This is a genomic window from Vibrio sp. VB16 (genome assembly GCF_015594925.2).
Taxonomy (GTDB): Bacteria; Pseudomonadota; Gammaproteobacteria; order Enterobacterales; family Vibrionaceae; genus Vibrio.
Genome location: NZ_CP087591.1, coordinates 1,063,365 through 1,085,736, shown reverse-complemented (window position 1 = coordinate 1,085,736; position 22,372 = coordinate 1,063,365). Strand labels below are relative to the sequence as shown.

Here is a 22,372-nt window from a genome sequence, read left to right as displayed (position 1 = left end):
TTCCGTTTAAGCAACTTGTTATACGTTTGTTTGCTCGGATGCCCATTCGGACATTTCTTCTTTAATAAAATGATTCACTAAATCTCGATACATTTTCTCAATGGCATCAGGGCTTAGCCCTTCAGATGAAGCCCAAATCCTACGTTGCTCCAACATAGACTTAAAACGTTCAGGAGCTCGTACAGATGTTTCTGAAGTCTTAAACTTCGCAGCCGCTTTAACATACTCAAATCGTTTACCTAAAATAGCGATAATATCTCGATCCATACTATCGATCTCAACGCGAATATCTTCCATACCTGAGCAATTTTTAGGTTCAATCTTATTTTTATAATTCATGGTTACTCCATAACTTAGATAAAATGTATAACGTTTTAATTAAGCTGCCGCCACCACTGAACTTGATTCGAAGAACGTGGCTCCCAGCGGTCAGCTTGAATTTTTTGTTAGCCATTTGCCTTAAATGCTTCATGAAACATGACAATCCCTTGTAGCGTTCCATCGGAAAACGATAACGCAAGAAAAAACTCTAGGGAAACCTATCGTGTATTAATTTTGGAGAATTACGAAAACCGAACCGGTTATAATAATTCGGATCACCCACAAGTGCACAACCTTGAGCTTTAAGTTCTTTCAGCATGGACAACCCATTGATCATAAGCGAATTCCCTATGCCCTGCTTGTAATACTCTGGCAATACAGAAATAGGGCCGAGATCGTACCAGCCTATTGTGCCATCTGAAATAGTTACTGGCAAAAAAGCAATATGCCCAACAATTCTACTATCAATTTCTGCCACAAGTGAAATTGTAAGTACAACCGTGATGTTAAGACAACACAAATATACACTCACGTTATTAGTCAGCACTTTGCTGGCACAATTAGCCCATTGGATTGTCTGTAACGAAACTGTTGCTTTTTTAACTGCTAAAATGGATAAACACTGTCTTTTTGCCATTAGTTCACGTATTTAAAAAACGGTCTTCTCACATCAGGGAAAGGTTGATTCTGACACGTTTCGGGGCAAAAACAATTTAGTGACACTCTGCCTTGTTATTCCTAATTAAGCTTGTGATTTTTCTTCATTCCCACACCGATCTTTAGATGCAAAAAGATGAGTACCTTGGGCTCTCTAAATCAGAAATTTATCGGTTTTCACAACAATGTTGTGATTTCAAAGGCGAAAGGGTCTATACATAGTAATGTGTTATTCAAAGTGTAGACAAAATTAATGACGCTCAAAGAAATCCTTCAAATCCGTAATGTCCGCTACTTCTTAATGTTTCGAAGCAGTTACTTTGCGCGTTTTTATTACCCCGTATTCACCCTACTCTATTTAGATTACGGCTTAACCCTCTCTCAATTTGCCATGCTTAACGTGGTTTGGGCTGCCACTATTGTTCTTGCTGAAGTCCCATCGGGTGCATTTGCCGATACCCTAGGGCGCAAAAAACTCGTGGTGTTATCTTCGGTTGTCATGTTTATTGAAATCACAATGATCGCCGTTGTTCCCACTGGTGACCCCTCTTTAGTATTCATTGTATTTTTGATCAACCGAATTCTAAGTGGCTTAGCGATGGCTTTGGCAAGCGGTGCCGATGAAGCCCTGGCTTACGACACGTTAAAAGAGCAAGGCAAGGAAGAAGCGTGGCCGAGAGTCTTACAAGTCCAGCTTCGTATTTCCTCTAGTGTCGGCATTTTTGTAACACTATTAGGTGCCGCTATGTATGATGTTAACTTTATGGCTAACATTTTCCATGCTCTCGGATTAGCAGAGCCCGAAAGTACCAAAGACCTGATGCGTATTCCCGTTTATGCCACTTTATTTGTCGCGATGATCGCCATTTATTCTGCGATAAACATGAGAGAGGATAAAAAAGTATTGCCAAGCAATCAGACCAAATTAGCAACAACCATAACAAGCCTTAAATTAACGGCAACTACTGCTAAGTGGGTACTCGCTACACCTTATGTTCTATTCATCCTGCTCTACTACAGCTTATTCGAACACACTTCGCGTATGTTTTTAACCATGAACAGCCAATATTATCGTGCTATCGATATTCCCATTATCTATTTCGGCTTGATTGGCGCAGGGATAAGTTTGCTCCAAATTCTATTGGCAGGTCAAAGTCGTAGATTAGCGGAAAGCATGGCTACCAAAAAGTTTATTTTTGTTATGGGTTTAGCGGCTATGGCGACCTATTATTGGATTAGTCTGGGATGGTCAATTTACGGGGTGATACCAGCACTGATCCTAATTTTCATTACTATGACCATGAACATTTTCATTAGTTATCACCTCAATAAAAAGACCGAATCACACAATAGAGCAACCGTATTAAGCTTTAAGGGTTTGATGTTTAACCTCGGATACGGCTCGATTGGCACCTTGTATGCCTACTACTATAAATTGGTGTCTCAGAACTACTCCGAACAGCAAATAGAACATCACATTGACTTCATAGCCTCACTTTCTTCATTTTTCTATTACTTTACGTTTTTGTTTATTTCAATCAGTGCGGCATTTTATTTTAAAGACAGAAAGAAGGCGATTTTTTGATATTAATTATTTATGGACAAACATGAGCCTGCTGAGATCACGCTGACTCGAGAATGGATCGCCTGATTCAGAGAACATCGTATCTACTTCTTTCGCAAGGTTGGTATTTTCTCTCACGTTCCCACGCAATGGAATGTCTCTAAGAACGATTGGATAAGATGACGCCAGCTATTGTCAGAGCTATCCCGCATAAGATAACTATTGATAGCGGCTCATCAAAGATTACAACAGCAAGTAAAGCGGTTAATCCCGGTGAAATAGAACCTATAATCGAAGCTCTGTCAGAGCCCAATTGGTTCACGGCATACGAGAAACCAATCGTCGCCAGAATACCAACGCCCAGCCCCTGAACTAATACAAATGGAAGCGCTTCTTGAAACGAAAAAGAACCAAAATTGGTCGTGACTAACTCAAAATAGATTAATCCCAATGTAATGAAGAAGGATAGATAAGAAAGGATAATTGCTACCGTAATCGGGTTCAGACCTGCACGCTTTAATCCTATTGTATATCCAGCCCAAATCACCGCTGCGCTGAGTAAATAGAAGATACCTCCAGTCATCTCACTTGAGGTATTAACGGTGCGATCTAAGACCATTGTTACAATACCTGCAAGTATCAGTGACAATGAGAAGACTTGCTTAGTTGAGATATTTTTACGATAAAAAACGTAAGAAAGGACAGCAACAAAAAATGGTGAAGTGCCCGCCAATACTGTTCCAACATAAGCAGCTGGTGTCGTTTTTGCCCCCAAAGAAGCCAAAAATAGAAATGGTACTCCTCCAAGTAAAACCAACAGAACATCTGAAAAACGGATTTTTTTTATCGCTTTTAGATGAGAAGGAACCAGTGGAGCCAAAAGTATTAAAGGTACAGCAAACCTTATCAACGCGACGTCAGCAATACTGAGAGGTGAAGCGCCTATAGCACGAACGGTAAGTGAAAACCCTGACCAAATCAGCAAAACCAAGGTCATGACTATATATCCATTTCTTAATGGTGATATATAGTTGAGACTCGATTTACTCGCTTGTGACTGAATAACCTTTTCCATTTAGATAAAACCTGCTTTATCGAACCTGTCATAAGATTATCCATCAAAATTGACGCATTAATTAGGCAATCATTTAGAATAGATTGGCCATTATTGGCTAATTCAACTAAATTATATCTAATTATTGCTTTAAACCGCCAAGGAGTGAATATGGATAGAATAGATCGTCATATGCTGGAAGTACTTCAAAAAGAGGGACGTCTTTCTACAGCTGAACTGTCAGAGCGAGTTGGACTTTCTCCTTCTCCTTGTGCAAGACGTTTAAAGCGCCTTGAGGATGAAGGTTATATTGAGGATTATCAGGCGAATTTGAACAAAGGTCGAGTAGGAATAACGATGACTTTTTTTGTTGAAGTGAGTCTAAGCAATCATCAGGAAGAGTCGATTAAGAATTTTGAATATGTGCTTTCTGACATGAAAGAGGTGATCAATGGGCATATCGTTTCTGGAGGATATGACTACCTGTTAGAAGTCGCAACAGCAGACTTGGCGGGTTATGAGGCATTCACAAGGAAGTTACATAAAATAATCAGCGTAAAAGATATCCATACGCATTTATCCGTAAGACAAGTCACGACTAAGAAGTCATTGCCAATATATCTTTAACGCTGTAATCACAGTAGATATTTTATTCGCTAAAACACAAAGGCGCAATCTGACTCATTGTTGGGTAGTTATAAGTCAACGATATTGCTATTTTAATTAATAAAGGATTAGCTGACAAATACCACTATGTACTGATTTACTCTTCAACAATGTTCGCAAAATCAAGATCATACTTTCTGCTTAATTTTAAGATCTCCCCACTCTCAATCATTTTTTCGAATTCCAGATCAAATTGGATTAAAAAACCATCCAGTATCCTTTTTCTAGAGAATCCATAATATCCCTTATTCACTATAAGAGGTGGTAAGATCATTTTCACTTTATCTTTAATTTTCAGCTCATCGATGAGCTTTGATGCGCTTCGAGGATGGCTTACAAGTAAATCAATTCTATCCGCAAGTAATTTTTGGAAATTAGCTTTTACTGTATTCGTCGTCTCAATTCTTAAATTCCTCTTGTATTGATCAAATTTTGTACCGTAACTCCACCCTCGAGTAAGACCAATATGCAGTCCTTTGAGCGAAGAAAATTCATTGTCCCATTTAAAAGAATTATCTGCCTTAACATAAAATACCATAGGATCTCGATAGAAAGCGTACTTAGTATAATTCATGAACTTTTCTCTTTCAGCGGATTTATAAGGGCCTATCAGTACATCTGCCTCACCACGTTCAATCATTTTTAAAGCCCTCTTAAAGGGGTATATTTCTATTTTGAGATCATGCCCTAGTCTATGTACAATTTTATTTGCTATGTCATAACCTAATCCATAAAAGTCACCATCATGTTTTTGTTCCAATATAGATGGGAAAGTAGTTCCGACAAATAAATACGTTTCAGCAACAGCAGTGCTTGAGATAATGAAAGACAAAATCATAATAAAAACATATTTCATAACCATTATCCTTCGCTCTATATATTCGCTCAGCTAAGCGACATAACATCTTAATCTTACGTATGCGCGTTTCCCCCCTTAGAAGGCAACGATCAAAATACCATTGAGCCGCTGAAAAACAAGGGAGTTGAAGTTATATCTCCAGATAATTTGTCATTAAGCCGTATATGTATCATTTTCAAAATTATGCCTTTAACAACAAACACAATTATCTGTATTGATGTTCAATAGAAAGGCTTAAAACTTAGGGCATTAACAAAAAACACTATCGATTTCCCTCGGTATTTCGCCGTTTTTTTCGTAGGCCAATCTTACAATTAGCAAAAAAAAGCCAAGAATCTCTTCTATCTTTACAAGAATAACGACGATATTGCCACCAAATTAGGCCGAGGTTGTTAAGCTGATTTCTGTCATGTGTGACAACTCGTTGAGTATATTCCTCAGTTAGATAACCATCAGGACAAGCATGGATCCGCAGTTACTTTCAATACACTACAGCGACCCATTATGGATAGCGATAGCCTTTATTTGCGGTCTGATAATAAAAACTTTTGGACTACCTCCACTTGTTGGATTCCTTATCGCTGGTTTTATACTTAACGCGCTTGGAGCCAAAGGCGGCGGATTTCTGGGCGTATTGGCTGATCTTGGTATCACCCTTTTATTGTTTTCCATCGGACTAAAATTAAAACCAAAGTCGCTTGTAAGGAATGAAGTGTGGGGGGTCGCAACGCTGCACATGACGATTTCTACAGCACTTATCGCTTTCTTGTTGATACTTCTCTCCTATACATCTATTCCACTGATTTCAGATTTGAAGGTTGAGGCCGCGTTGATTATTGGTTTCGCCTTGTCTTTTTCTAGCACGGTTTTTGCTGTCAAAGTACTCGATGAAAATGGAACAAACAATACGTTGCATGGGCAGGTATCAATTGGTGTGTTGGTAATACAGGATATTGCAGCGGTAGTTTTTATAGCCATATCGATGAGACATTTACCCTCGATATGGACTTTTTCCCTTATAGCATTGCTCCCACTTAGGTTTGTTCTGTTTAAAGTATTCGATAGAGTTGGGCATGGTGAACTCTTAATTCTTTTTGGTATTACCATGGCACTTATTGGTGCCGATTTATTTGAATTAGTGGGGATTAAGGAGGATGTAGGTGCTCTGGTGTTTGGTATGTTGCTTGCCAATCATCCAAAGTCAAATGAACTGGCAAAACACCTGCTTGGGTTTAAAGAACTATTTTTAGTGGGCTTTTTTCTTAGTGTTGGTATGACGAGCATGCCAAGTGGCAGCGAAGTTATGATCGCTTTATTATTTATACTGTTCCTGCCAGTAAAAATAGCGTTCTATTTTGGTTTGTTCAGTCTCTTTTATTTAAGAAGTTACTCAGCATGGCGAACATCACTTAACCTTGCGAGCTACAGTGAATTCGGTCTAATTGTGAGTGCCATTGCCGTGTCGTCGGGCTGGCTACCCAATGAATGGTTAGTGGTTCTTTCTGTTGTTTTGTCTATCTCATTTATCATTTCAGCGCCATTGAGCAATGCCGGAGAGCGCTTGTATGAACAATGCAAATTAAAACTAAACCGACTGGAAAGAGAAAAACGTTTGGTGGGCGAAGAGAATATTGACTTAGCGCACATAAAGGCTGTCGTTTTTGGTATGGGAAGCATGGGGCAGGCTGCGTATAACGCGCTAGAACCAAATTATTCTGGCAGTATCGCGGGTGTGGAATTAGATAGAGAAAAGGCCGCAAGGTACACAGCCATGGGGCTAAATGTGTTTGCCGGAGATGTGACTAGCCCTGAATTCTGGGTCAGAGCACCAGAACTACACCATGACCTAGAGTGGGTTTTGCTAACACTGCCAAACCATGAGGCAAACATTAACTCGGTCATACGACTGAAAAAGATGGGTTACTTAGGATGTATAGCTGTTACGGCCAAATACCATGACGAAGAGGAGGAGCTAAAGGCACTAGGGGTCACTCACACATTCAATATTTGCACCCTAGCTGGCCTGGGGTTCGCGAATGAGCTACAAACTTTCATTAAGAAATAGTCCGTTTTTCTGCATGATCTGAGCCGCTGATTTTGTTTATTGTAATTAATGCACCTTAGTCACCAATCTAAAAAAACAAATCACTTAATAAAGCTACTCACGGAAATATTATTACATCTAGAGATCACTTAAAGATAACCTCAGTAAAATGTGGATTATCAATTAAAACTTCCAGTTTAGCTATACCATTCAACTCAACCAGAATGTCTGTTTCGTCAGTATTAAGTTTGATACATTCATTACGACTTTCATTACGAATTGTATCAAGAGCAACACCTCTTATCGCTTCCCCCACTTTCATCGTTAATCTGACCGGATAACGGTACAAACAGACTATTTCAATGTAATCATATTCACTGCAACTTATCATAAGACTCACCTCTAAAATGGATTACTTACTGTAAGGTTGAACCACAAGTAGTTGGACAATCAATTATTGAGTGTGTTTCTCTGCTCTTTAATTTTTTTGAGCAAAAAGAACATTGGAACCTTACGAGGAGAACCTTACGAGGACAGGCACCTTATGAAACAGACTTATAATTCTCACTAAATCTTCTAATGCCTCGTAAATCAATGTATTGCATGGGTACCATAACGATTTTCCCGCTATATTGGGCTAAACACCTGACATGGAAACCGCTATGACCACTGCCAGAAGCCAACAAGTCTGTATAGAAGCCACGCCTTATTATCACTGCGTATCTCGATGTGTTCGTCGCTCCTTTTTGTGTGGGTATGATGAACACTCAAATAAAAGCTATGAACACCGAAGAGAATGGATAGAAGCTCGTATCAAAACACTTAGTACTATCTATTGTATTGATATTTGCGCCTATGCAGTAATGAGTAATCATTATCATTTGGTTGTCCATATTAACAAAGGCAAGCTCGACTCGCTGACCGATTTGGAAGTCATTGAACGCTGGTCATTGCTACACGCAAAACCGGTTATCATCCAACTATTTTTGAACCATCAGTTGAAAAGTAAAGCCGAAATCAAGGTTGCTCTCAGTATTATCGAGCAGTGGCGTGAGCGCTTATATAGCCTTAATTGGTTTATGCGTGAACTCAATTTTGAGATAGCGATGAAGGCCAATAAAGAGGATAACTGTAAGGGACATTTCTGGGAGAGTAGATACAAAAGTCAGGCTTTACTTGACGAAAATGCATTACTTGCGGCGATGGCGTATACCGACCTTAACCCCGTTCGTGCGGGTATCGCTAAAACACCAGAATCCTCGGAGCACACTTCCATCAAAGACCGTATAAATGCTCTCGATAACCAACAAACAACCGCACCTAATTTATTCCCTTTTATGGGGAACCCAACCAATGAAATACGCGATGGCATACCGTTTAGATTGATGGACTATATAGAATTGATGGACTGGTCAGGAAAAGCCCTGAGGGACGGTAAGGCAAACATAAATAGCCAATCACCACCTATCCTAGAAAGGCTTAATCTGACCCAGAAAGAATGGCTGACAGTCTGTACTCAGTTGGAAAGAAAGCGCGCTCTGTTAGTTGGCAGTAAAAAGAGTATTCACTCGGCTTTGCCTCAATTGCAACGAAGTCGGATACGAGGGTATCAACTAAACTAACCCAAACTCCAAATTCTTATTTCTATTAAAACAAACAAGATGACTTACCGCATTTTAGACCCTGTCATATTCAATTAATCGCTAAAACTAGATTAATACCGTAAATGGGCAGACTCGCTTCTAAGATCTCACATCAAAACGAACCCGCTTCACAATGATATTAGAGCTAAGAAATCTGTTTGTTTTGCTTTCCTTAAGGTGTATGTCCCCGTATTTTTGTATTTTTTCCGCCCCTGAGGTATCAATTATTTATTAATCTGTTTAAAACTCGTTGGCAGTGTCTGCGTTGGCTGATGAATAAATTTAATGCTGTCTATAATAGGTTTCAATTCTCGCTTAAACCCTCTAAGGATCTCTTCATCGGTTGGAATCGCATCACCATTATAGTTTGCTAACTCATCTCTGCGAATCGATACTTGGGTTGTTGAACTTAATACTGCCAAGTTTCCTGACAACATCACCGGGCACCAATAATCATACCTATACTGGTCAAACTTATCATCCGGCCGGGTAGCCAGCAGCACCACATCCTTTTGTATTTCCACATTTTTAATGCATTTAAGGCCAAAGTAGTCGGCTAACTCACTAGTATAATAGGTAGTGTATCTAAACCCAGAATCTGCGAATGCATTGGGATATGGTGGTGAATCTAAAAGGGCATGATATTTTTGCATTTCTTCATCAACCTTTTCTTGAAACTTATCATTCACTAAAATATTAAAAGCATTACCATGAGGCATGTCGCTCACATCAGTTATATCAAATATAAAGCTATAGCCAACACCAGGATCGTATCGTATTAATGATAACTTCCCCCTGTCTAAATGCTTGTTGTAATAAAATGTTGCTTTCTCTCTTGTAGTGAAAGTAAAGAGCGCTTCCTTAGTCACTTGTTCAGAGACGGTATAAGTAGTAAAAGGCGCGAATGCTTTATATAACGGGCCGGGACTGCTACATCCAACCAGTACTATTAACCCGCTAACGATAATTATTTTTTTCATTCGGGTTTATCCCCACAATTGGTTTTACAGTCGTAATCGGAATGCGGACTCATATCGATAATGCCCGTTGCACTTTTAATCCTTTCAGGATCATACATGGCTTTACTTTCAGATTGTTTATTCTCTTCTTTAATATAATCACCAAAGTTTCCCCCAATAGACTCACTGACTACATCCCCTGAATTTGTATATTAAGGTGCCTGTCCCCATATTTGTTTCACTCAGCCCTAATACCGCAGGGTTTAACAATATATTGCTGTAGTGGATACCGTTGGAATTTGCTGTTTCTGGTGGCGAGAGAGGGTTCTGTATCCCCTCAGCCTCGAATTACTAGATCAACGGTTGGAACAGGCAATAGAAAAGAACAACAACACAAATTACAAAGCTGATGAACCTGTTGAATTGTGTTCCTTCACTACCCTCTTCATATCTGACTAATATCGCTCCTATCGGCATAGTTCTATTGTTTAGAAAACACCAAATTAAAAATATCAGATATACAGAAATTAGTTGAGGCGCAGAAACTTCATTAATAGTTTTAATGCTAAAGACTATTGTGCTTATCCATGTGATAACAATCAGGCTGATCAATGTAATTCTTACTGCTGTACTCATACATTTTCTAGGCCATATTAACTTACTTATTCTGGTCATCTACTAAATACTCATTTATTGCGGTTTTTATCTCTTTGTCTTCAGGGATTGTCTCATTAATTTTCTTAGATACGTCTAGATTATCTAGCAAGGCTTCAACTTTTTCTGCCTTTCCTGGAACTACTAGGTCTTTAATAATTAAACCAAATAATGCTGTCGTACCTTCTTCAGCAATTTGCTTGGTAAGCTCACCTTTGATTCCTGCGCTGGAATAACTCGCGGCTGTACTAATGCCTTGTGCTGTATACATAAGTGGACCTGCAGGTGTCACTAAACTTGCTTTCGTAGCTAAATCACTAGCATCATCCAAGGCCTTCGCACTAGTCGCATCTATAAATGCCTCACTAGCGGTATTATTCACCATATTACTATTGGTAGCTAAGCACCCAACAGTAGCACATGAATGATAGTCCACCGTATAAGATTTGCCGTCTATAGTGTGTGACACTTGGTATGTGCCTTTCTGGGAATTGATCGGTTTACCCGTTAAGAAATCAATTTCAACCGTCTTCGTTTCTGGAGCTTTAAAGAAGTTATAACCTAGTTCTTGGTCCTGCAAGTACTGTTTCGCTGACTCGTCTAACGGAATCGACTCCATATCCTGAACAATGTAACGCCCTTTTCCTGTTCCGTCTTGTCCTACGATCAACTTACCATCACTGCTATCCACGAAACTCTTATCGTTCACTTTGGATGTATCTACAACGTAGGGAGAGACACCTGCATCATACTTCTCATTTTCCTGAGCTTTTGAGTGCCGCATAACATTACGAATTTCTTCAGCAGAATACTGACCGTTACTTTTCGCAGCTAAGCTATTTGCTAGCTCATATTCACGTTTGCTTAAGAATCGGTTATCTACACTGACACCCTGAGTATTATGTTGTATATCAGATTCGATATTATTCGACCGTATTAGTTGTGAACTATCGTTTCCAATATGTTTATTCACGTCACCAGACTTGTATTCCCCTAAACCATAGTTATCCAGTACAAACTGGAAGGTATCCTCAGCATAATTACCAATCAAACCAGTATACTGCTCTTCGTACTCTCCTTTGTCTCCAATCCTTCCCTGATTTATTGAGGCGTGCGTGCCTTCATGTATTATGGTGTTCACAGCATCAGCACCATTGGTCGTCTCGGCATCATTTAGTTCAACTGTAGTTTTTCCATTTTGAACCAGATGATTGCCCTTAGCTCCGCCTTTAAATGCCACAACACGTGCTTCATCAATAGTAATCCCCATCACATCCGCATAGGTTTGTAAGTAAACCTCTGTGGCATACTGTTTAGCCTCAGCGTTTGCTAAATCAAGGTTATTTAGTATCTGCGCTGCTTCTGGATTTTCTTGGGCTATCTTCTTCTGGATGTCTAACTCTTTTTGCAGTACATCCATATGTTCGAAGGTGTCTGATACTTCAACTGATTCATCAGTAACTACATCGGCTAATGACTTACCAGCCAGCTCTGTCCGTTTTATATCTTCCTTAATATCCTTCCTTCCCTCTTCGGTCAGCAAACGGTGATCCAAAGTAACATCTATATCCCCCTGCTTACGGTCAACAGTAAACAAATCCTTTTCGGTATTTAAGGTGTCGCGATTTAGGGCGGTGGTGTCGTGGGAGTTTTCTGAGTCCATGATGGTGACAGTGCCTTGACCCACCGTCGCAAGGGTTTTCGATTTGCTGTAACCCGATTCATTTTTATATTGAAGGTTCGTTGAGTTATTCGTGGCATCAATTTCGCCTCCGTTCAACCCGACGCTGGTACTGATACCCATATTTTGACTTTGGTTGTACTGAGTATTGCTCAAGTCGGCATAGGTGAATGTGTCTGTTTTAAGGTTGAGATTGCCTAGGTCTTTGCCTTCTTCATCTACGGTGGCAATCAACGCCCCTTTTACATCCGTATTATTGGCCACCGTAATCGTGGCGGTATTGCCTGACGTAAGTGTCGTTAAAATGGTTTGTTTACTTCTAGAGCGACCATTAGACACGTTGGTGCCACCACTCGCGCCGGTTAAGTTGCCCGCTTGACCATCCAAATTATTGATTAAGCCACCGGCGTCACCTTCACTGTCCTTTGGCACTTCTCCACCAGAGAAACTTAACCCAGCACTTATCCCCATCCCCTTATTGCTGGCGCTATGCCTGTCTTGCACTGAGGCGATATTTAAATCACCACCAACCGCCACGTTCAAGTGCTCTTTTGCGTCAACATTCGCGCCTTTTATATTGGTATCTTGAGCCGAAGTAATACTAATGTTTTCAGCCGATAATGTGCTGTTCTGATGGGTCGTCGAGGCTGATTTACTTTCGTTTCTGCTCAAGCTAGCATTTAGATTAATGCCTGAGCTGGCACCATAAACGGTCATCGACGCGCTAATAGCACCCGATTCGTTTTTGCTTTTTTGGCTCTGCGTATCAGTAGAGGCGAGTAAATTGACTTCGTTTGCCGCTATCGATAAAGCATCGTTCGCCAACAAGGTCGCCCCTTGGATTTTGGCTTGGTCTCCTTCTTGATTGCCGGCTTGGATACGTATATTTTCGCCAGACAATGTCGAGGCTAACGAGCTGGTTTGCTGATCCGTCGTGCCGGTTTTACTGACTTCAACGTCCAGTTGGATGCCGGCATTAAAGCCATACGTGCCCGTACTCTGCATTGCAGCGACAAGATCTACAAGAACAGCCGCCTTATGTTTCTTCTAAGATGTCACATTAAAACTAACCTGCTTCGCAATAATTTTAGGGCTAAGAAATCTGTTTGTTTTGCTTTTCTTAAGGTGTATGTCCCCGTATTTGTTGCTCGTATTTGAATGATTTCTATATTCAGTTTTTCAAATGCCTATGGACCATCACCACGTAATGAAAGGACTTTGCCATTCAAACTAACCTCTTGTACGCTTATAAACCGTCCTTTTAGTGACTGGTATGATAACGAAAGCTTGTTACCCGATGATAATAACTTAACGGCATCCTTGCATACATACTGACTTAAACCGAAAGAAAACCTCTTTTTTATTTTTTCATTAGAAACAATAATCTCTACTGATTCAGTCGATTTAGCCGTTTCGATACAACGAGACGAGATAATCTCTCCTGTGAAGCTCTTATCTTCCTTCAAAACTGAGATTAGTGAAAACACACATAAAACTAAAACACATATTGATGCATACACCTTATTACTCATTTATATCCTCACCATTCCAGATTTCATTTATGTTCTTGTACATGGTTTCTAAATAAACTTCAGCACTACCAAGTTCACTAGCTTTATTAAGACTGTTGACTATCGCATCAATTTTCTTTTTCGCTTGAGGGATTTTGTGTATATCTTTCACACCATATCCACCCAATAACAAGTCAGTGACAGCTTTCTTCGAGTCATTATCGATATAATCTGGAACTAGATCCATCATCGCTTTCTGTATAGGGTCATTAGCCACATTATTCGATTCTAAGCCTTTAGTTAATACTTCACCTAGGTCACTAGTTGCGATACCTGCTCCTGCACACCCAGCAACATTCCCGCCCACACATCTAACTCCTCCTAAAGCTATTGAGAAGTAGTTTACAACCGCTTCTTTTGATTTAGCGTTGTCGTTAATAATTCCATCTACGTTATTGTATTCTTTTAACGCCTCTTCTTTTATTCCACTAGCCGCTAAATTCTCAATGTGTGGAATATTCATGTAATCTATTTCTCCAGGTTTAAGATCCTTCTCTTTCTTAGTAAAACCGTCACTATTACCTGTAACTAACGCTGAATCATTCCCAATATACGAGTTAGTATTCCCTTGTTTAACATCACCAAGGCCACTGTGATTTAGTGCAAACTCATAGTTACCTTCAGCATAGTTACCAAATAAGTTAGCGTAGTTTTCACTTTGCTTACCTTTATCACCGATGATGCCTTGCTTCTCTAACCCATGCGTCACTTCATGCGCCAAAGTATTCATGTAGTCTTGAGCGTTTTTCATCGAGGTGTCATTGAGAACGATATTACTGCCTTTATCACCTGTGTAATGCGCACCACTAATCGATTTATTAACCGCGATAACCAATGCACTTTCGATGGAAATACCGAACACTTCTGAGTAAGCATTAGCATAATCATTGATGGCATCTTGCTTCTGTTTAGCCGTCGCATTATCAAGATTATTGATGTTAAGTGCTGATTCACCCTTACTCTGAGCAATAAGCAGTTGTACATCCAGCTCCTTCTGCACTACATCCATATGCTCGAAGGTATCTGCTAGCGTAACGGAGTCTTCTGTTGCTACATCCGCTAATGACTGACCAGCCAGCTCTGTCCGCTTGAAGTCTTCCTTAATATCCTTCCTTCCATCTTCACTCAGCAAACGGTGATCAACAGTAACATCAAAATCCCCCTGCTTACGGTCAACCGTAAACAAGTCCTTTTCGGTATTTAAGGTGTCGCGATTTAGGGCGGTGGTGTCGTGGGAGTTTTCTGAGTCCATGATGGTGACAGTGCCTTGACCCACCGTCGCAAGGGTTTTCGATTTGCTGTAACCCGATTCATTTTTATATTGAAGGTTCGTTGAGTTATTCGTGGCATCAATTTCGCCTCCGTTCAACCCGACGCTGGTACTGATACCCATATTTTGACTTTGGTTGTACTGAGTATTGCTCAAGTCGGCATAGGTGAATGTATCGGTTTGAAGATTGAGATTGCCTAGGTCGTTGCCCTGCTCATCTTTTGTGGCAATCAACGCCCCTTTTACATCGGTATTATTGGCCACCGTAATCGTAGCAGTATTGCCTGACGTAAGTGTCGTTAAAATGGTTTGTTTGCTTCTAGAGCGACCATTAGACACATTGGTGCCGCCACTCGCGCCGGTTAGCTTGCCCGCTTCGTCTCCCGTATTATCAATGAAACCACCTTCCTTACCAGCTTTGTCCTTTGGCACTTCTCCACCAGAGAAGCTTAACCCAGCACTTATCCCCATGCCTTTGTTGCTGGCGCTATGCCTGTCTTGCACTGAGGCGATATTTAAATTACCACCAACCGCCACGTTCAAGTGCTCTTTTGCGTCAACATTCGCGCCTTTTATATTGGTATCTTGAGCCGAAGTAATACTGATATCTTCAGCCGATAATGTGCTGTTCTGATGGGTCGTCGAGGCTGATTTACTTTCGTTTCTGCTCAAGCTAGCATTTAGATTAATGCCTGAGCTGGCGCCATAAACGGTCATCGAGGCGCTAATAGAGCCCGATTCGTTTTTGCTTTTTTGGCTCTGCGTATCGGTAGAGGCGAGTAAATTGACTTCGTTTGCCGATATCGATAAAGCATCGGTCGCCAACAAGGTCGCCCCTTGGATTTTGGCTTGGTCTCCTTCTTGATTGCCGGCTTGGATACGTATATTTTCGCCAGACAATGTCGAGGCTAACGAGCTGGTTTGCTGATCCGTCGTGCCGGTTTTACTGACTTCAACGTCCAGTTGGATGCCGGCGTTAAAGCCATACGTGCCCGTACTCTGCGCTGCAGCGATACCTTGCTGTACCAATAAGGTGGTTTTGGATGTGACGTCAGCGGCCGCTAAGACGATGCCCGTGACATACCACGCTTCGTCACTTTTTACTTCAGAGAGCAAATCACTTAGCTCTTCGATATCCTCATACAACACCCCCGGTTTTTTCTGCGCGTATTCTTGCTCTAACGTGCTTAACGTCCCTTCGAGAGCGTCCATCTGTTTTTTGTACTGTTTGTAGTCCTTTTTAGCTTGCTTGAGTTTTTTAGTGGCTTCTTTAGCGGCCATGGCGGCTTTGGCTAATTCCACCGCTTGATGTTGAACCACGATGCTCGCTTCTGCTTTACCGTGTATCTCATCCTTTTGTGTATTTAGGCTATTTTTCGCCTCCTGAATAATGACGTCATCCTTGGCGATTAAACTGATATCACCTGTTTCAGAGCCATTGTCGTCTGCAATAAGTTGGCTGCCTTCTATAACAATGTCCGATTCAGAGGCAATGGCGATATGGTCGCCCGCCTGGATAACGCTGCCCTTGTGGTTGACAGAATCACTCTGCTCGTCCACTTTGTCGTAAGTTGCATCACCCAGATTGATTTTGATTTTCCCATCTTCTACTTCAACCATTTCACCCGAGAGCATCTTGCTCAGCCCCCCTAGGCTAATCGCAAGTTTTTTATCTTCACTGTAGAATTGACTGGTCTCTTTTGCGGCGAATATTTCTACATCGCCTGTATCGGCGGTAAGCGACACACTCTTCCCAGAAACAATATCCGACCCCACCACTTTAATATTACCCGCATCGACAGTCAGATCACCGCCCGACTGAACCACACTGCTTTGGGCGGTTTTGGTTTCTAAGCCCTCTCGTTGGGACTCCATTTCAAACAGGTTGCCACCGGACAGAAAACTGGTTTTCTCGTTCCATTCTTGACTCTGTTTGAGGACCTCTCCGGCGCTGATCAATACCTCGTCGATGGCCGTCAAATTGACGTCGCCATCGGCCACAACTTCACTGGCTAACGCCGCGATATCACGGCCGGCATTGATGTTGATGTCTCGCCCAGATAAAGCGTAACTGCTATTAAGCAAGGTGGCGTCGTCTATGCTGCCTTTGTCTTGGCTGCTTAGCCCTCCGAACCCTTTTTTGATGGTTTGGTTGCGCTCGTACTCTTTGTATTGCTGCGCGGCGAGAACAATATCCCCGTCTGCATTCAATGCGACATTGCCATCGGCATTGAGCGATGAGCCAACGACTTGAATATCGCTGTCGCCTCCGGCGGTTTGTATCGCACCAAGGGCTTGCGCGGTAATGCTGATGTCTTCGCCTGCGGTAATGGCACTGCCTTTCACCGTCTCATTTAAGCTTTCATGAATAATGGTTTTTGAGCGCCCAAAGGATTTTTTCTGTTTTTCTTTCGAGTAGCGATACTCGCTGTCATTAACGGCCAGTATCGACACATCTCCTTTCGCTATGATGCCAACGTTCTGTTTCGCCGTCACATCGCTGCCTATTAGGCTGACGTTTTTGCCTGAGCCTATGGTGATATTTCTTCCAGAGAGACGGCTACCGTCATGTGTTAAGACTTGATGTATCTCGGTTCGATTGGATGCAGTGCTTTTGCGGTAAGATTCGTTTCGCGCCGTATCAATAGTGACGCTCTCGCCCGCAGAGAGAGCCAAGTCGCCTTGTGCTTCTACTGTTGCAGAAGTCATTGCGACGCTTTCTCCGGCATTAAGGCTCATCGCCCCACCCGCCCGTACAGTTGAGCCGAGGTGATTCACCTCTCGTGTCTCTTCTACGCGACGGTTGCCCACGATTCGTTTGTGCGCTTTATCTTCTATGGTGGTGAAGCGAATGTCTTGACCTGCGGTTAAGTGAGCGTCGCCCTTGGCTTTGAGCTCACCGCCTTCATTGAGGATATCGTTACCCGCATTGATGGCTAAATTACCAGAAGAGGTTATCTTGGCGGTTTGGCCGATGTCCGTGGTAATAAAATCGGCGTCATACTGATTCGTTTGTCGCAAGGTTTTGTTAGTAACCGAACCCTCCACCGACGCGATATTGACATTGTCCCCTTCGATTGTCCCACTCACATTTTCAATGTCCCCCTTCGCGAGCAAGGCCACATCGCCTCCGCCAGACAACGTACCCGTGTCATTACTGATGGAGCTGTCGCTTTTAAGGCTTAGCGTGTTATCTGCCAGCATTGCGCCGCTGTTGTTTATCTCACCGGCTTTAATGTCAATATCTCGTCCGGCGATGACCGCGCCATTCGAGATGTTGTCTCGGGTGAGCTGAGCTAAATAGAGTTTTGGGGCCAGTACCGTTTGACCGTTCACTTCAATCTGTTCATACCAGAGAATGTCTTGTGACAGGTTGGCTACTTGCTCTGGGCTTAAGGCAATACCCAGCTCTAGATTTAACCCGCTTTTTTGACTGGCGGCGGCGTCCATTAATTGCTGCATCTGGCCAAAATCATTGCCGACCGATTCATTTAAATAGCGTTTACCGGTCTGTTCGAAAATCGCTTGAGTGACAACGCGCGTATCATAAAACGCGTCGCCCAAAAAAGTGATATCTTTTTCGGGATGAAAGCCGACATTGCCTAAGAAATAATCTGAACCAAGATAATTGCCTAGGTTAGTGAGCAATGGATTGGTTTCGATTAGGTAGCCACTCGCCGGGCCTTTAGAGTAAATAAACAGGCCATTGGGGCTGCTCGGCAGTCTAAAGTCCGGGAAGGGCACATCATTGAAGTTAGGTAAAGTAATGCTTGGTGACGTAATAGAAGACACACCGACCAAACGGACAGCATTAGGACCGGTAACGTTCGCAGAATGGGTGCTTTTTGCTGACTTACTGCTGCCTGATGGGCTCACACGTGAGGCATTGGATTTTATGGTCGAGTTGTTGACTTTGTTGGCGACGTTTAGTGAAACGTTGCCTGTGGCAGTGATGGAAGAACCAATAGTACTAGTAGTCGTCGGATTAACTTTACGAATCGTTCTGTGAAATAAGAATTTAATAGTTCGCCCGCTATCTCGTCTCAGGCCATAGTAATTCGCGTCCAATTTATAATCATAAAAAACATTATGCTCGGATAACAAATAGGCTTTATTACTTAAATTAGTAGACGTTACTTTTACCGTACTGCCGTGTATCTGACTCGCATCATTACTGACATTTTGGGCCTCTATCTCAACTTGATTTTGACCCATAATACGCGACGCGGCACTCGCGCTCGTTAACGTTTGACTTTCATTTTTGGCAAGAAAGGAATGAGAATCTCCGCCTATGACCTTATACTCTGTGGTGAACTTTTCTGCACCTTGATCTGATTTACCACCACAATTATCAGAACAATATGAGCGAGCGGTATATTCTGGCGCATAAAGAGAATGTCCGTCTACCTCAAAAGAACTTCCTCCTGCTCCTGGTTTCGAAGATAGGTTATAATTCGTTAACGTACTCTGAATGTTCAGCGTCGTACGCTTATTGGTCACCGTATCAGCGTATATCGAAATACCCCCACCCAATGACTCTATAGTAGCGGAACTATTGAGCAAGCTACTGCTTTTTTGCTTGGTCGCGTTTCGAGCAATAGTGATATTTTTCTGACTTAAAATATCACTATAGTTTTTAAGCACATTTACATACAAATTGGCATTATTTCCAGCGTAAACCAAGCCTGTATTGGTTATGGTACCGCTCACGGTGGCAATCAAATCGCCCAACGCTATCAGTGCACCAGGGTTGGTTAACGAAGACGTGGCAAGAGTAAGCGCATTCATGGCCTGCAACGTGCCGCTGTTGCTGATGCTGTTGGCGGTTATCTGGGTCGTGTCACCGGATATCACCCCGCTACTTTGGTTGGTTAACCCACCCGTCAGTGTCACCTTAGTCTGCTTGGCGCTGTTTATTTCTGCGCGGTTATTGAGGCTATGAGCCGTGACGCTAAGGTCGCCACCTGAGCTGACATTTTCTGACATCACCAACGCGCCATTCACGGTTAAAGCCATGTCACCATTGGCGCTGAGCTTGCCTTGATGGTTGAGCGTATTGGTCGCGAGGCTCAGGTTTTGATTGGAGGTTAGTTCACCCTGATTGGTCAGGCTTTGCGTGGTAAGTTGCGTGTTGCCTTGGCTGGTCAAGTGGCCTTGATGCGTGAAAGTACCCGCATTAATGGTTATTGCGTCACCGCTGGTCAGTTTTGTGCCCGATGTGGTGGTGAGACCGTTATTGGCGGTTATCGCCAACGCTTGCTTCGACTCTACCGACCCCGTTAAGGCGCTGTTGTCCGTAATTAAGGTCATGTCCCCTTGCGCTAGGGTTTCTCCAGACTGGTTCAAAGTGGCTGACGTAATGGTGAGGTCGCCGCCACTGCTGCTCACGCCCTCTATTGTGGTGTCATTGACGGTCACGGATATGTCGCCGCCGGAGACCAAAGTCAGGCTTGAGCTAAAATCTTGCGTTGTCGCGGTGATATCCGTGGCCGCTTCCACCGTGCCATCCAAAGTAATCGACTCGGTTTGCGTTAACGAGAGCGACTCCCCTGCGGCCAATGTGCCCGATTGGGTGACCGTTTTACCCGATATCACCACCGATTGTTGAGCACTCACCGCGCCACCGAGCACGCTACTTTGCGCGTCAATGATGAGCGAACCTGCCGACTGTGTGGTGCCTGCCAGTTCGACGCTTGGCACTTCAAGTTGCATATCCCCACCGGACAAGAGCGCACTGCCAACCATTGTGTTCAGTGATGTATCGCTCGAAAGGGTGACGGTGCCTGCTGATTGCACCTTGCCGTTAACCGTTAAGGTGTCGGTATTCGCCACCAGGCATTGACCGGCGTTGGTGTCGCCGCCAAGTAAAACCGCGTCACTGTTGATGACCACACTTTGGTTACCGGTTAGCTGCCCGGTTTGATTGAGCGTTTGGGCCGCAATAGAAACGTCTTTACCCTGTGTTGTTCCATTGTGGGTGAGGGTTTTACTGGCATTAAGTGCAATGGTTTGGTTGGCGGTCAACGTGCCGCTTTGGGTGATATTCTCACCCGATAAGGAAACGTCATTACTGGCGCTAAGCTGTGAGCCTGCGGTGAGCGCCAAGGCATGACGGGCGGTTAATGTGGCGTCTTGTACCCCAGCATTCGTCTCAAAAGAGAGCGCTTGCGCGTCCACCGTGAGCGTGGCCGCTTTGAGGTTGCCTGCGCCCGTGAGTGACAACGCGTCACCCTCTACCTTCATCTCATTCGAGACCGAAACGGCCCCTTGATTATCCAGTGTACCCAGCTGCGTCAGGCTGGCCGATTGGCTTGTCACCCGGCTCGTCTCATCAATAGACACCTTGTCCGCTTGAGCAGTAAACTGAGCCGCCTCAGCGTTTGAGTGAATCAACTCAACCGAGCCCGCCGTGAGCGCCATCTCACTACCAGCAACCAGCGTACTGTTGCTCGCCACAATGCGCTTACCCGTTAAGCTCATCTGCTTGCCTGTACTGTGATTGCCGCTCATCTCAATGTGGTCGGAAGTCGATACGGTTAAGCTTTGCGCGCTACTCGTGTTGCCCATGACAACCTTGCCATCGGCCGTAATATGTATGCCCTCTTGCGACGCGGCAAGATTGCCCACATTCACCCCAACCCCCGCTTCGGTTGCGATAAGCGCAATGCGCCCGGCGTACATGCCGCCAAGTGAAGAAGAGTCTATCGATAAGGCGGGTTTACTGACATTATCCGACGCTTTTTTTGTCACCTTATTCGTTTGATAATCAACCGTATTTTGACCCGTCACAATCGTGAGGTTTTGAGCGTGTATTTCTGCATTAATTTCTGCGGTGCGGCTAATGATATCAAAATACGTTTGATTGCTCGCATCTAAGCCCAGCCCTTCAACGGTTACTGAGCCTTGAGACACGTCAAAGCCACTCACTTCACCGTTGGTAAATTCTGGTGTGCCCGTGGATAACGTCACTCGCGGTGTATTAATGAAGCCGCATCCATCGCACGTAATCCCATAAGGGTTGGCGAGAATAACATTGGCGCTGGCACCAAACACTTCGGTGTACCCTTGCAGCTGGCTACGGTTCGCCCCCGTCACTTCGTTGAGTATCACGCTGGCCGCTTGCCCTGTCAGGTTGGGGTTGTTTTGCAATAAACCCCCCAACTGGGATTGACTCAACTGCGCGGTCGAGTTGTTGAGGATGAGGCCGCTTTTATCCACATTGAACTGCTGATATTGATTGTGAGACAGCCCTTTGCTGTTCGGCGCGGCAATGTTCACCACTTCAACGCCGTTGCCAGCCACGGTTGTGGTGGTGTTGGTGCCACCGACCACCACGTTGGCCAATACGGGCTGGATATTAATCAGACCACATAACAGGTAAGTAAGGTGTTTTTTCCAACTTGAAATCGATTTGTCCATGGGTATTGCC

Annotated in this window: 13 protein-coding genes; 4 read left to right on the top strand and 9 right to left on the bottom strand. The window is 43.2% G+C overall.

The genetic code is table 11. The annotated features are described in order from the left end of the window. Positions 1 to 18: 18 nt before the first annotated feature. Together IUZ65_RS21255 and IUZ65_RS23530 are read right to left on the bottom strand one after the other, a co-directional pair. Positions 19 to 339 (bottom strand): isochorismate lyase, encoded by a 321-nt coding sequence (locus tag IUZ65_RS21255; RefSeq protein WP_195706014.1) that lies wholly within the window; start codon positions 337 to 339, stop codon positions 19 to 21. Between the two features lie 190 nt (positions 340 to 529). Then, complete coding sequence (locus tag IUZ65_RS23530; RefSeq protein ID WP_231363616.1) at positions 530 to 799, bottom strand: GNAT family N-acetyltransferase; 270 nt, start codon at positions 797 to 799, stop codon at positions 530 to 532. Between the two features lie 432 nt (positions 800 to 1,231). On the opposite strand from IUZ65_RS23530, the gene IUZ65_RS21240 reads away from it, so the two are divergent. Next, positions 1,232 to 2,563: an MFS transporter gene (locus IUZ65_RS21240; RefSeq protein WP_195706013.1), complete on the top strand. Its 1,332-nt coding sequence runs from the start codon at positions 1,232 to 1,234 to the stop codon at positions 2,561 to 2,563. 139 nt (positions 2,564 to 2,702) lie between these two features. Here IUZ65_RS21240 and IUZ65_RS21235 read toward each other — a convergent pair whose 3' ends face one another. Next, the gene (locus tag IUZ65_RS21235; RefSeq protein ID WP_195706012.1) at positions 2,703 to 3,617 is read right to left on the bottom strand and encodes a DMT family transporter; all 915 of its coding nucleotides are present in this window, start codon (positions 3,615 to 3,617) and stop codon (positions 2,703 to 2,705) included. Positions 3,618 to 3,767: 150 nt separating this feature from the next. Here IUZ65_RS21235 and IUZ65_RS21230 point away from each other — a divergent pair, with 150 nt between their 5' ends. Further along, on the top strand, positions 3,768 to 4,223 hold the full coding sequence (locus IUZ65_RS21230; RefSeq protein ID WP_195706011.1) for an Lrp/AsnC family transcriptional regulator: 456 nt from the start codon (positions 3,768 to 3,770) through the stop codon (positions 4,221 to 4,223). Between the two features lie 136 nt (positions 4,224 to 4,359). Here IUZ65_RS21230 and IUZ65_RS21225 read toward each other — a convergent pair whose 3' ends face one another. Further along, positions 4,360 to 5,118, bottom strand: a complete 759-nt coding sequence (locus tag IUZ65_RS21225) for a substrate-binding periplasmic protein (RefSeq protein ID WP_195706010.1) — start codon at positions 5,116 to 5,118, stop codon at positions 4,360 to 4,362. A 466-nt stretch (positions 5,119 to 5,584) separates the two neighbouring features. Here IUZ65_RS21225 and IUZ65_RS21220 point away from each other — a divergent pair, with 466 nt between their 5' ends. Next, positions 5,585 to 7,186 carry a cation:proton antiporter domain-containing protein gene (locus tag IUZ65_RS21220; protein WP_195706009.1) on the top strand — a complete coding sequence of 534 codons (1,602 nt, stop codon included), beginning with the start codon at positions 5,585 to 5,587 and terminating at the stop codon, positions 7,184 to 7,186. Between the two features lie 124 nt (positions 7,187 to 7,310). On the opposite strand, the gene IUZ65_RS21215 is transcribed toward IUZ65_RS21220, so the two are convergent. Next, positions 7,311 to 7,556, bottom strand: a complete 246-nt coding sequence (locus IUZ65_RS21215; RefSeq protein WP_195706008.1) for a Rho-binding antiterminator — start codon at positions 7,554 to 7,556, stop codon at positions 7,311 to 7,313. 271 nt (positions 7,557 to 7,827) lie between these two features. Between IUZ65_RS21215 and IUZ65_RS21210 the strand changes: the two genes are divergently transcribed. Then, a complete protein-coding gene (locus IUZ65_RS21210; protein WP_195706007.1) occupies positions 7,828 to 8,787 on the top strand; it encodes a transposase in 960 nt (319 codons plus the stop codon). 245 nt (positions 8,788 to 9,032) lie between these two features. Here the strand turns inward: IUZ65_RS21210 and IUZ65_RS21205 are convergent, their stop codons facing one another. The 4 genes from IUZ65_RS21205 to IUZ65_RS21190 form a co-directional block, all read right to left on the bottom strand. Continuing rightward, on the bottom strand, positions 9,033 to 9,788 hold the full coding sequence (locus IUZ65_RS21205; RefSeq protein ID WP_195706006.1) for a hypothetical protein: 756 nt from the start codon (positions 9,786 to 9,788) through the stop codon (positions 9,033 to 9,035). A 637-nt stretch (positions 9,789 to 10,425) separates the two neighbouring features. Then, positions 10,426 to 13,107, bottom strand: coding sequence for a hemagglutinin repeat-containing protein (locus IUZ65_RS21200; protein WP_195706005.1), 2,682 nt, complete (start codon positions 13,105 to 13,107; stop codon positions 10,426 to 10,428). A gap of 182 nt (positions 13,108 to 13,289) precedes the next feature. Next, entirely contained in the window at positions 13,290 to 13,589 is a 300-nt protein-coding gene (locus IUZ65_RS21195) for a hypothetical protein (protein ID WP_231363615.1), read from the bottom strand. 37 nt (positions 13,590 to 13,626) lie between these two features. Then, positions 13,627 to 22,362, bottom strand: a complete 8,736-nt coding sequence (locus IUZ65_RS21190) for a two-partner secretion domain-containing protein (protein ID WP_195706004.1) — start codon at positions 22,360 to 22,362, stop codon at positions 13,627 to 13,629. Between the last annotated feature and the right edge of the window lie 10 nt (positions 22,363 to 22,372).

Coding starts and splice junctions, on each gene's coding strand:
- IUZ65_RS21205 (WP_195706006.1), bottom strand. CDS start 9,788: ATGAAAAAAATAATTATCGTTAGCGGGTTAATAGTACTGGTTGGATGT.
- IUZ65_RS21225 (WP_195706010.1), bottom strand. CDS start 5,118: ATGAAATATGTTTTTATTATGATTTTGTCTTTCATTATCTCAAGCACT.
- IUZ65_RS21210 (WP_195706007.1), top strand. CDS start 7,828: ATGACCACTGCCAGAAGCCAACAAGTCTGTATAGAAGCCACGCCTTAT.
- IUZ65_RS21240 (WP_195706013.1), top strand. CDS start 1,232: ATGACGCTCAAAGAAATCCTTCAAATCCGTAATGTCCGCTACTTCTTA.
- IUZ65_RS21230 (WP_195706011.1), top strand. CDS start 3,768: ATGGATAGAATAGATCGTCATATGCTGGAAGTACTTCAAAAAGAGGGA.
- IUZ65_RS21190 (WP_195706004.1), bottom strand. CDS start 22,362: ATGGACAAATCGATTTCAAGTTGGAAAAAACACCTTACTTACCTGTTA.
- IUZ65_RS21255 (WP_195706014.1), bottom strand. CDS start 339: ATGAATTATAAAAATAAGATTGAACCTAAAAATTGCTCAGGTATGGAA.
- IUZ65_RS21235 (WP_195706012.1), bottom strand. CDS start 3,617: ATGGAAAAGGTTATTCAGTCACAAGCGAGTAAATCGAGTCTCAACTAT.
- IUZ65_RS21220 (WP_195706009.1), top strand. CDS start 5,585: ATGGATCCGCAGTTACTTTCAATACACTACAGCGACCCATTATGGATA.
- IUZ65_RS21215 (WP_195706008.1), bottom strand. CDS start 7,556: ATGATAAGTTGCAGTGAATATGATTACATTGAAATAGTCTGTTTGTAC.
- IUZ65_RS21200 (WP_195706005.1), bottom strand. CDS start 13,107: ATGCAGAGTACGGGCACGTATGGCTTTAATGCCGGCATCCAACTGGAC.